Source organism: Mesorhizobium sp. M7A.F.Ca.MR.148.00.0.0 (assembly GCF_003997735.1).
GTDB lineage: Bacteria > Pseudomonadota > Alphaproteobacteria > Rhizobiales > Rhizobiaceae > Mesorhizobium.
On sequence record NZ_RZTB01000125.1, the window covers coordinates 1 to 10,552 of the forward strand.

General features: G+C 63.5%; 13 protein-coding genes. 7 read left to right on the forward strand and 6 right to left on the reverse strand.

Translation table 11 applies throughout. The features are described from left to right. Nucleotides 1–265: 265 nt before the first annotated feature. Nucleotides 266–1,150: an EamA family transporter gene (locus tag EOB49_RS28555; RefSeq protein WP_164761879.1), complete on the forward strand. Its 885-nt coding sequence runs from the start codon at nt 266–268 to the stop codon at nt 1,148–1,150. 175 nt (nt 1,151–1,325) lie between these two features. After that, nucleotides 1,326–2,036, forward strand: coding sequence for a sulfate transporter family protein (locus EOB49_RS28565; RefSeq protein WP_127382941.1), 711 nt, complete (start codon nt 1,326–1,328; stop codon nt 2,034–2,036). Between the two features lie 9 nt (nt 2,037–2,045). Here the strand turns inward: EOB49_RS28565 and EOB49_RS28570 are convergent, their stop codons facing one another. From EOB49_RS28570 to EOB49_RS28595, 6 genes are all read right to left on the reverse strand, one after another. Continuing rightward, on the reverse strand, nt 2,046–3,044 hold the full coding sequence (locus EOB49_RS28570) for a proline racemase family protein (RefSeq protein WP_127382942.1): 999 nt from the start codon (nt 3,042–3,044) through the stop codon (nt 2,046–2,048). 14 nt (nt 3,045–3,058) lie between these two features. Further along, on the reverse strand, nt 3,059–3,862 hold the full coding sequence (locus EOB49_RS28575; RefSeq protein WP_127332238.1) for an oxaloacetate decarboxylase: 804 nt from the start codon (nt 3,860–3,862) through the stop codon (nt 3,059–3,061). Between the two features lie 80 nt (nt 3,863–3,942). Beyond that, a complete protein-coding gene (locus EOB49_RS28580; protein ID WP_127382943.1) occupies nt 3,943–4,797 on the reverse strand; it encodes a hypothetical protein in 855 nt (284 codons plus the stop codon). Nucleotides 4,798–4,869: 72 nt separating this feature from the next. Further along, on the reverse strand, nt 4,870–5,532 hold the full coding sequence (locus EOB49_RS28585; RefSeq protein ID WP_127382944.1) for an HAD family phosphatase: 663 nt from the start codon (nt 5,530–5,532) through the stop codon (nt 4,870–4,872). Continuing rightward, entirely contained in the window at nt 5,532–6,017 is a 486-nt protein-coding gene (gene dut, locus EOB49_RS28590) for a dUTP diphosphatase (protein ID WP_127321744.1), read from the reverse strand. Before dut ends, EOB49_RS28585 begins: the two co-directional genes overlap by 1 nt. 85 nt (nt 6,018–6,102) lie before the next feature. Then, nucleotides 6,103–6,573, reverse strand: a complete 471-nt coding sequence (locus EOB49_RS28595) for an Lrp/AsnC family transcriptional regulator (RefSeq protein ID WP_127382945.1) — start codon at nt 6,571–6,573, stop codon at nt 6,103–6,105. 115 nt (nt 6,574–6,688) lie between these two features. Here EOB49_RS28595 and EOB49_RS28600 point away from each other — a divergent pair, with 115 nt between their 5' ends. The 5 genes from EOB49_RS28600 to EOB49_RS28620 all read left to right on the forward strand — a co-directional run bounded on the left by EOB49_RS28600 (nt 6,689) and on the right by EOB49_RS28620 (nt 10,321). Further along, entirely contained in the window at nt 6,689–6,937 is a 249-nt protein-coding gene (locus tag EOB49_RS28600) for a DUF6356 family protein (RefSeq protein WP_127323170.1), read from the forward strand. A 15-nt stretch (nt 6,938–6,952) separates the two neighbouring features. Beyond that, the gene (locus EOB49_RS28605; RefSeq protein WP_127382946.1) at nt 6,953–7,753 is read left to right on the forward strand and encodes a class II glutamine amidotransferase; all 801 of its coding nucleotides are present in this window, start codon (nt 6,953–6,955) and stop codon (nt 7,751–7,753) included. 20 nt (nt 7,754–7,773) lie between these two features. Further along, nucleotides 7,774–8,331: a hypothetical protein gene (locus EOB49_RS36600; protein WP_164781839.1), complete on the forward strand. Its 558-nt coding sequence runs from the start codon at nt 7,774–7,776 to the stop codon at nt 8,329–8,331. Nucleotides 8,332–8,478: 147 nt separating this feature from the next. Beyond that, nucleotides 8,479–8,955 carry an Rrf2 family transcriptional regulator gene (locus tag EOB49_RS28615; RefSeq protein ID WP_127382947.1) on the forward strand — a complete coding sequence of 159 codons (477 nt, stop codon included), beginning with the start codon at nt 8,479–8,481 and terminating at the stop codon, nt 8,953–8,955. A gap of 31 nt (nt 8,956–8,986) precedes the next feature. Next, on the forward strand, nt 8,987–10,321 hold the full coding sequence (locus EOB49_RS28620; RefSeq protein ID WP_127382948.1) for an FAD/NAD(P)-binding protein: 1,335 nt from the start codon (nt 8,987–8,989) through the stop codon (nt 10,319–10,321). Nucleotides 10,322–10,552 lie beyond the last annotated feature (231 nt).

A 10,552-nucleotide genomic window follows, 5' to 3' on the forward strand; every position in this document is an offset into this window, starting at 1 on the left:
ATAATCCGGCATCAAAATCTCCGCCAAAACCCGAGCCGGCTTCTTGCCACGCCGGTCCGGCGCGGGTCTAGCGATTTGAAACCGGTTTGCCTAGGGCGTGACACGCAACTTTGGCGGAACAGGCAAAAGCGCATCAGCCGCGAGGCGCTATGACAATTCGACCGTGGCCGAAGCATTTCATCGCCGGACCGCCTACAAGCCTGGCTCACCCGATCCCGTTTGAAGGCGAGCCATGCCGACAAAGAACGAGCCTGCAAAGAACGACATGACCACCGACCTTGCGCTGCTCGTCGTGCTGGCGGTGCTCTGGGGCGCCTCCTACACCTTCATCAAGATCGGAGTCGAAACCATCCCGCCGGTCACCTTCATCGCCGCCCGCACCCTGATTGCCGGTGGTATCTTGTTTGCCATCCTCCGCTGGCGCGGGCTCGCCATGCCGGGCGATGCGGCAAGCTGGCGCCGCTTCGCCTTCCAGGCCTGCCTCAACAGCGTCATCCCGTTCACCCTGATCGCCGCGGCGGAACGTTCGGTCGATGCCGGCCTCGCCACCATCCTGAATGCGACCTCGCCGATCTTCACCTTCCTCTTGACAGCGCTCATCACCCGCCACGAGCCGGTCACGGTGCGCAAGCTGATTGGCGTCGGCGCCGGCATTGCCGGCATCTGTCTCATCATAGGCACGCAGGCACTGGGTGGTCTCGGTCACGAGTTGTGGGCGCAGTTGGCCATCGTAGCGGCAACAATCTGCTATGCCGGGGCCGCCATTTTCGGCCGCGGCTTCAAGGGTCTCGATCCGATGCTGCCTGCCGCGGGTTCGATGCTGTGCGGCGCCGTCATCCTCGTGCCCCTCAGTCTGGTGTTCGACCAGCCGTGGACGCTGGCGCCTTCGGCCGCATCGATTCTGGCCCTGCTCGGCCTGTCGGTGTTTTCCACCGCATTGGCCTTCGTCATCTATTTCCGCCTCATCCACACCCTGGGTTCGGTCGGCACCACCTCGCAGGCCTATCTGCGGGTGCCGATCGGCGTCGGCATCGGCGCCCTTTTCCTCGGCGAAAGCCTAGGCTCGACGGCATGGCTGGGCATGGGTTTTGTCGTGGCTGGGGTCGCTGCCATGACCATTCCGGTTCGAAAGCCGGCGTTTGCGCGGTAGAGCAATTCCAGGACAAGTGTGAAGCGGTTTTCCCGGGAAAAGCGCATAGCGCTCTCCCCTTGGGGATTGCGTCAAAGCAAAAGAACCGGCCTGCTTGCGCTCATGCCGTGCTCTGCTTATCTCGGAAGCATCCGCCTTTTCGACGGTGTATGGTGTGACCTGGGGGTAAAGCACGGTGATTTTCGACGCTGCCCGCACTGCGGCCCTCGAGCTGCTCTCGCCTCCCTTTCGGGCCGTGTTCCTCAAGACATTGGGTCTGACGCTGCTGGCGCTTGTCGCCTTGTGGTTCGGCCTGACCAGCCTCGTCGAGTGGCTCGCCCTGCCGTGGCTGCAGACGCTGTTGCCCGGCATACCGTCCTGGGCCGGCTGGCTGGGTGGCATCATCGCCGCGATAGTGCTTGCCTTCGGCATGGCATTGCTCATCGCGCCGGTGACGGCTGTTGTCGCCGGCCTGTTCCTCGACGATATCGCCGAAGTGGTCGAGCGCACCGACTATCCCGGCGATCCGACCGGTCGCGCCATGCCGGCGCTGCGCTCGCTGGTGCTGTCGGCGCGATTCCTCGGCGTCGTCATTCTCGGCAACATCGTCGCCCTGCTGCTTCTGCTGGTGCCGGGCGTCAACATAGCCGCCTTCTTTATCGTCAACGGCTATCTGCTCGGGCGCGAGTTCTTCGAATTCGCTGCCATGCGCTTTCGCGGGGAAGAAGAGGCCAGGGCCTTGCGCAGGCACTATGCCGGCACGGTGTTTCTCGCCGGGCTGCTCATCGCGGCTTTCCTCGCCGTGCCGTTGCTCAACCTGCTGACGCCGCTCTTCGCCGCCGCCGTGATGGTGCATCTGCACAAGGCGATCTCGGTGCGGGAAGTGGCTCGCTCCTCGCGCCGCTGAGCATTTTCTTCAGCGCAACAGGAATCCGCGTCCGAGCTCGTCGTCCGCTTCGACGATAAACTCCGTCCTGCCACTATAATAGGCGCCGCCGCCGACGCGGGCGATGATCGCCCCGTGCGGGCCAGCCTTCGCCGTCCGCACCACGGCTCCCGAAAGCCGCGAGCCGGCAATGCTTTCGAATGTGCGCGTCTGTCCGATCGCGATCTCGCCCTTGGCATGCATGGCCGCCAGCCTTGCGGTGACGCCGGAGCCGGTCGGCGAGCGGTCGACCTCCGCCTCGGCGAAGACGCAGATGTTCTTGGTCACCCCATCGGAAAAAGCATCGCGGCCATCGGTCAGGATGGTGCCGTAGAGGAAGGCAAGGTCGCCGTGGTCGGGATGCGACAGCGGAAATTCGGCCTTGAGCCTGTCCGTCAGCGCCGTTGCCGCATCGACGAAATCGCGCACCCGGCTTTTGCCGAATTCGAGCCCGAATTGGTGACAATCGGCCAGCGCGTAGAAAGCCCCGCCATAGGCGACGTCGAAGCCGATCGTGCCGTGGCCCGCCAGCTCTATTGTCTGGCCGCCGGCGAACAGGAACGCTGGCACGCTTTCGAACGCCACCGCACCGGCCTTGCCGTCCCTGACCTCGACGGAGGCGACGACCAGCCCGCACGGCGCCTCGATATTGACTGTCGTGATTGGTTCCTGTTTCGCCACCAATCCTTCATCTACGGCGTAGCGGCCGAGCGCGACGATGGCGTGGCCGCACATCGTCGAATAACCCTCATTGTGCATGAACAGCACGGCGAGGTCGGCGCCGGGCAGGTCGGGTTCGACCAGCAAGGCGCCATACATGTCGTAATGGCCGCGCGGCTCGAACATCAGGATCTTCCTGAGATGATCGAGATGGTCGCGCACATAGGCGCGCTTTTCCAGGATCGTGCCCTTGGGGACACTGGGATAGCCGCCGGTGACGATCCTGAGCGGCTCGCCGCCGGTATGCATATCGACGACGGTGAGCGTCATGCGATGGGCCCCGTTCAAGCTGAAGACTTGCCGAAGAGGGCCTGCAATTTGCCGAATGGCATGGCGGCGCGGGTGAAGCCGAAGGTGCCGTCCTGCTGGATCTCGCGCGCCGCCGTTTCCAGCATGCCATAGGCGAAATTGGTCAGCCACGGCCCGAGCGAGATGCGCTTGACGCCGGCCATGGCGAGGTCGGCGATGGTGAAGCCAGGCTTTGCCATGACATTGACCGGCTTGCTGACCGCCGAGCAGAGCGTGCGGATCATCTCGACGTCGGCGATGCCTGGCGCGTAGAGCACGTCGGCACCGGCCTTCTCGAATGCCTGCAGCCGCTTGATGGTGTCGTCGAGGTCGGACTTGCCCCACAGGAAATTCTCAGCCCGCGCCGTGAAGACGAAATCGCGCTTCAGCGCCCGCGCCGCTTCCACCGCCGCCGCAACGCGCTCGACGGCGTGCGCGAAATCATAGATCGGCTTGTCCGGATCGCCGGTGTGGTCCTCGATCGAGCAGCCGGCAAGACCGGCCGCTTCCGCCGCGAAGATGGTTTCGGCGGCCTGCTCGGCGCTGTCGCCCTTGCCTTTCTCGAGGTCGGCGGAGACAGGCAGGCTGGTCGCCGCCGTCACCTCGCGGCAATGGTGGATCATCTGGTCGAAGGTTACGGCGCCATCCGGCAGGCCGCGTGAAAAAGCAAAGCCGGCGCTGGTCGTCGCCAGCGCCGTGAAACCGAACGAGGCCAGCAGCTTCGTCGTGCCAATATCCCAGGGATTGGGCATGACGAAGGTCGAGGCATGCAGGTCGCGAAAGATCTTGCCCTTGTCCATGGTAGTTCCCCCATCATGTGCGGTGTGGCGAAGCGGATTTTATCCTGCCCTATTTGACCGGGCAAACGAATGCGGTTGGTTCAGAAGCGTTTGGCGTTCTCTCCTGCCAATTTGTCCAGCGCGTCGGAATCCTTGGCGTAGCGCGATGTTGTCTTGTCCCAATGATAGGTGACGGAGATGCCGTGAGACTCGGGCTTGGGCGGCTGGTCATCGCAGCTTTCGCCGTTCAGCACAGTGGCATCGGTGACCGTCACCTTGATGGCGGCATAAGGCTGGCCGTCGGCGACGGTCTGCAAAGCCACGTCCTGCTTGCGGCTGTAGGCGCACAGGTTTTCATCGAACGTATAGATCATGTCGATCGGTTCGAACTTGTCGTCGCGGATCATGATCAGCGGCGTGATCACATAGTTCTGGCTCGAATTGAAATGCGCGCTCATGGTGATGAGGACGTCATCGTTGGCGCTGACCGAAAGTCTGCCCGGCTCGCAGAAATAGGTACCGCGGTCGAGCGCGACATTGACGGCGTCGAGCAGCTTCGGCTTGGCGGTGATGTCGTAGAGCGCCAGCACAGCATAGCCTTCGGCGCTGTCGGGAGAATCGCCAAGGTCGAACAGCATGGTCAGCCGATCCTTGCCGCCGGCCTTGATGGCAAGCACCGCGGCATTGGAAAAGCCCGAGGTCTCGGGCGGCGAACCGCCGCTGTCCGGTCCCTCGATATGGCGCATCCCGATCGGCAATCCGCCCCTGTAGAAGCCGTGATTGTCCGCGGCAAGGTCGGGGATGACCATCCTCGCGAGGTCGAGATAGGTGACATCCGTGCGGCCGGGCAGCGCGCTGCCGAGCTCCGGAAAGCTGATGGCTTGCGCGCCGGCCGCGGTCCATAGAAACGGCGCCAGCATCAAGGCGAGGATGAGGCGGAGCAGGCTGGGGTTCATGCGTGGCCTCGAGTTGGCGGCGCCAAGCTAGCACGGACAATCGAGGCGTACAGCTGCAGGCTGAAGATCAAGTCAGTGGATCGGCACCAGCCCGGCCAGCTCACGCATATCATCGAACAGGATGCCGCCGGCCTGGATCAGGCCGGCGCGGTCGGAATAGGGATCGGCATGGTAGGAAAACACCCGCATGCCGGCGGCGATCCCGGCCTGCGTGCCGGCGACGCTGTCCTCGATGACGATGCAGTCGGCAGGCGCGAAGCCCATGGTCTTGGCCGCATGCAGGAACAGGTCCGGGAACGGCTTGCCACGACTGACCATGGTCGAGGAAAACATCACGTGTTCGAACAGCGGCAGCAGCCCGGTCTGGCCAAGCGTGATGTGCATCTTCGACACCCGGGCCGAGGTGGCGACGCAATAGGCGATACCGGCTGAACGCACGGCTTCGACGAACTCGCGGACGTAGGGGATCGCTTCGACGCCGTGGGCAAACAGGTCCGGCAGGCCGGCGTTCCAGCGATCGACGAAACCGGCGCCGAGCCTGACGCTGGTCTCTTCTTCGATCTCTTTCTGCACCGACGCCATGCTGCGGCCGGAGAAATTCTTGCGGCAATATTCGAAGCTTGTCGGATAGCCGGCAGCGATCAGCCATTCGGCGAGACGCCGATTGGCCAAATTCTCTGTATCGACCAGGATCCCGTCGCAGTCGAAGATGACAAGCTTAGGCAGTTTAGGCATCAGGCGGTGCCGGTCGATCCGAACCCGCCCGCGCCACGCGCCGTACCACCGGCCAGACTGCGCTCTTCCACGGTCGCCTGGGCCACCGCAGCGAAGATGATCTGGGCGATGCGCATGCCGCGCGTCACGGCAAAGTCTTCATCGCCGAGATTGATCAGCAGCACCTTCACCTCGCCGCGATAGTCGCTATCGATGGTGCCGGGCGTGTTGAGGACGGTCAGGCCGTGCTTGAAAGCAAGTCCGGAGCGGGGCCGCACCTGGCCCTCCATGCCTTCCGGAATTTCCAGGATCAGCCCGGTCGGCACCAGAGCGCGCTTTCCCGGAAGGATCAGCAGCGGCCGGTCGTCCGGCACAGCGGCGCGCAGATCCATGCCGGCGGCACCAGTGCTTTCATAGGCGGGAAGGGGAAGTCCTTCAGCATGCGGCAACCTGACGAAGCCGACGGTCGGACCGATGACGGAGGAAGTTTGAAGGGCTGCGCGCATAAAATCGATCCTATCGGCGCGAACGGCGATTCGGTCAACTCGACTGTAATTCTATCAACGGCTTTCTTTTGGGCGGCACGATGGCCTACCGCAGTTCCATCGGAACGACGGTCGTTTCCTTGATTTCCTCCATCACGAACGACGCGGAAACGTCCGACAGCGCCACCTTGGCGATCAGCCGCTGGTAGAGCCGATCATAGGCCTTCACGTCGGCGACGCGGGCGCGCAAGACATAATCGAGGTCGCCGGACATGCGGTAGACGCCGGTGATCTCGGGAAAGCCGGTCACCGCCGCCCGGAACTTCTGCAGCCACTCCGGATCGTGGTTGGACGTGCGGATCAGGATGAAGACGGAAAGGCCAAGCCCGAGCTTTTCGGCATCGACCAGCGCCACCCTGCCGGTGATGACACCAGCCTCTTCCAGCCGCCTCACTCGGCGCCAGCAGGCATTCCGCGACAGCGCCACCCGTTCCGACAGCTGGTGGACCGACAGCGTGCCGTCGCGTTGCAGCTCAGTGAGCAATTTCCGGTCGATTTCGTCAATTTCCAGCGTCATGTGGGATATTTGTCCCAAGGATCACCGAAATACAAGGACATTTTGAGACCGATGAACCGGCGAAGCGTGTCAGGATACTCATATCAGGAACTTGAAGCGCTGAAGGGGAACCAGCATGTCGGTCGCCAAGATTTTCACCTCTCATCCGGCCAAGGTCGGCGAAACCTATTTCAGCCACATGGGCTTTGCCGCCTGGTTTTCGTCGCGCCTGTTGATGGCGGCTTGTGCTGCGCTCGTTCATGCTTTCTTGCCATTTCTGTTTGAAACTACCGCCAGCCGAATCGTTCGCGAGCTTTACGAGCGGACGCACAACAGAGGCACACACGCGATCAAGGAGCCTGCGGCTCTTATGGATCGCGCCTAGAGGACGACAGAAGCGATGTGCCGGTGGGCGGCCTATCTCGGTGAAGCGGTCTTTCTCGAAGACATCCTCACGGCGCCCTGTCACTCGCTGATCGCCCAGAGCCATTGCGCCCAGGAAGCGAAATCGCCGACCAATGGCGACGGCTTCGGCCTTGCCTGGTATGGCGACCGCCCGGAGCCGGGTCTCTATCGCGATATCCTGCCGGCCTGGTCCGATCCCAATCTGAAAAGCCTGTGCCGGCAGATCGCATCCGGCCTGTTCCTGGCCCATGTACGGGCGTCCACCGGCGGCGCCACCAGCCGCATGAATTGCCATCCGTTCATCTCCGGCGCCTGGTCGTTCATGCACAACGGCCAGATCGGCGGCTTCGAGAAGATCCGCCGCGCGCTGGAGAATTCGCTGTCAGACGCCGTCTTCGACCAGCGCGAAGGCACCACCGATTCCGAACTCTTTTTCCTGCTGATGATCGACGAAGGGTTGGCCGGCGATCCGCAAGGCGCGGTGTCCCGCGCCACTAGCCGCGTGCTCGAAGCCTCGCGCCGCGCCGGCCTCGAACCAGCGCTGAAGCTCACCGCCGCCTTCTCGGATGGACAGGCGCTGCATGCGGTGCGCTATGCCACCGACGCCCACGCGCCGACGCTCTACACCTCCGTCTTGCGCAAGGGCGGCGGCCGCTGCATCGTGTCCGAGCCGTTCGACCGCGAGGGCGGCGACTGGCAAGCGATCCCGCCATCGAGTTTTGTCACGATGACGCGGGACGGCATCAGCATTCGCCCGTTTGCTCCAGCGGCGGCAAAGCTGGCGCTGGTCGGGTAAGTTTCTTCGCCGGATCGCAAATGCTGCAAAGTCGCGGGCCAGCGCCCCCCTCTGTCCTGCCGGACATCTCCCCCTCAAGTGGGGAGATTGGCAGTTTCGGCTTCAGCGCTTTCTCGCTGGCGGTGCTGACGGTAGAGATTGGCGAAAGCGGTCGTGACATCCAATCTCCCCACTTTGAGGGGGAGATGGCCGGCAGGCCAGAGGGGGGCGCTGTCCCGCCGGTCTTTAACGTTCTGAACCGCCGTGACAGCTCCGGCCCAGGCCCACCGCGAACGGGAATTCCCTCTTCAACCTCTACCAGGCAAATCCATGCCTCAAACGATCGCCGATTTGAAAACGCGTTCCGCGTGTTCGGGGGTAAGTATAGTACTCTTATCGACATTAAAGAGTTGGAGTCGGCGATGAGCGACCACCACATCACCAAGATCGCCAGCGGCATGGATCGGCTTTCGCCGTCGCGTCAGTCGATGCCGGTCGCCTCCGGCCCTGGAGGACCATTTGCCATCTCGCTGCCATCAAAGCGCATTTTTGTGTCCCTGTGGGCACAAAGGCTGGCCAAAGTGGCCGGCGCGGCTTGAAAACGAAGCAAAATCAGCAGTTCTCGGCTTGTACATCATGTCACTAGAATTTATGTGTCATGCGGGCTCGGACGCGGCGGCAACGCCCGCCAGGCGTTTTGCAACCGATGGTTCCATGCCGTCGCATGCCAGAGAAATTTTGATCTCATGCTCACCAAAAAAGGTAAGTACGGCCTCAAGGCGCTTGTCCACCTCGCGCGCTTGCCGGCCGGACAGCTCGCCTTCGTCAACGACGTCGCCACCGGCAACAACATCCCGAAGAAGTTTCTCGACGCCATCCTGGGCGAGTTGCGCAATGCCGGCTTCGTCCAGAGCCGCAAGGGCAAGGATGGCGGCTATCGCTTGGCGCGCCCCGCCGATGAGATCAAGGTCGGCCATGTCGTGCGCGTCCTCGACGGTCCGCTGGCGCCGATCCCCTGCGCCAGCCGCACCCAGTACCAGCGCTGTGAAGATTGCAACGAGGCGACATGCCAAGTCCGACATCTGATGCTCGAGGTCCGGCAGGCGATCGCCGAGGTGCTCGATCAGCGCAGCCTCGCCGAAATGCGCGATATCTCTCTCGACGACCCGCCGGTTGCGAGGGACATCGGCGATCTGCCGGTCGCGGTGAAGGTCCAGGCCTGACACTGGCGTTGCGCAGAGCGAAGGCACGCCTATGACCGGGCGCGCCAACTCCATCATCATTGTCGGCGGCGGCGCCAGCGGCGTCGTGCTGGCCGCACATCTCCTGAAGTCGCCCAATCCCGACCTGCGCGTCACGCTGATCGAAAGGCGCCCGCATTTCGGCCAGGGCATCGCCTATTCGACGCTGCTGTCGGCGCATGTCTTGAATGTCAGTGCCGCCGGCATGAGCGCCTATGCCGACGATCCCGGCAATTTCTGGCGCTGGCTGCAGGAGCGCGGCCTGGCAACGGCCGAGCAGGCGCCCTTCTATGCGCCGCGCAGCATCTATGCCCGTTACCTCGGCGAGTTGCTCGACGAGCTGCAGGCGCGCGAAAAGCAGACCGGGCGGCTTCGGTTGATCCGCGAGGAAAGCCTCTCGATCACGCCCACCGCATCCGGTGTCGAAGTGGCGCTGGCCAACGGCACCAGCGTCGTTGCGCATCTCGCCGTGCTGGCCACCGGCCACGACGAGGAGCCGGCGCAAGGCCATGCCATCAGGATGGGATCGGAAGCCGATACAGCACTTCCGACCGACGCCGGCGTCATGGTGCTGGGCACCGGCCTGAGCATGGTCGATGCCTTCCTGGCGCTGGAACAGCGCGGCCATCGCGGCGACATCATGGCTGTGTCGCGGCGCGGCCTGTTGCCCTCGCCGCATCGCAAGGGCAATCCGATCAAGCTCGACGTCGCCGACATTCCGCTCGGCACCCAGCTCTCCTATTTCGTCGGCTGGTTCCGCGACCTGATCAAGGAAAACCAGAAGGCCGGCATCGACTGGCGCGACGTCGTCGACGGCCTGCGGCCGTTCAACCAGAAGATCTGGCAGAACTGGCCGGCTTCCGCCAAGCGCCGCTTCGTCGAGCACACCAAGGCCTGGTGGGACATCCACCGCCATCGCATGGCGCCCGAGGTCTACGCCCGTGTCACCGAAGCCGTGCAATCCGGCCGCATCCGCCTGGTCGCCGGCCGCGTCGTCGACATCGCGCGCAACGGCGAATTCACCGTCCAGGTCCAGTCGCGCCACACGCAGCGTCTCGAGACCTTCGAGGTCGCCCGCATCTACGATTGCTCTGGTATCGTCAGGGACATCTCGACCTCGTCGAACAGCGTCGTGCGCTCGCTGGTCGACCGCGGCCTGGCACGGCCGGATCCGCTGCGCATCGGCCTCGATGTATCGGCCAAATGCGAGATCATCGCCGGCGACGGAACCGTCTCTGCCAAGATCCTCGCCGTCGGCCCGCTGACGCGCGGCACCTTCTTCGAGATCGACGCCATTCCCGATATCCGCGTGCAGTGTGCGAGGCTGAGCAAGCAGCTGCTGGGGTGAGAGGCTCCGCGCAAACCCCAACGCCGTCGTCATCCTAGGGCGGAGCAGGAGCGAAGCGACGTCGCGGAGACCCTAGGATCCATGCCGCGACCTGCGAGCTTTGCGGCGGTGCAAACCTGTCGATGCAGCCGGATGCTTCCAAATTAATTCTGCACCGCTGCATTCTTCGACCAATGTCACGGCATGGATCCTAGGGTCTACACTCCGCTTCGCGTCGCTTCGCCCTAGGAT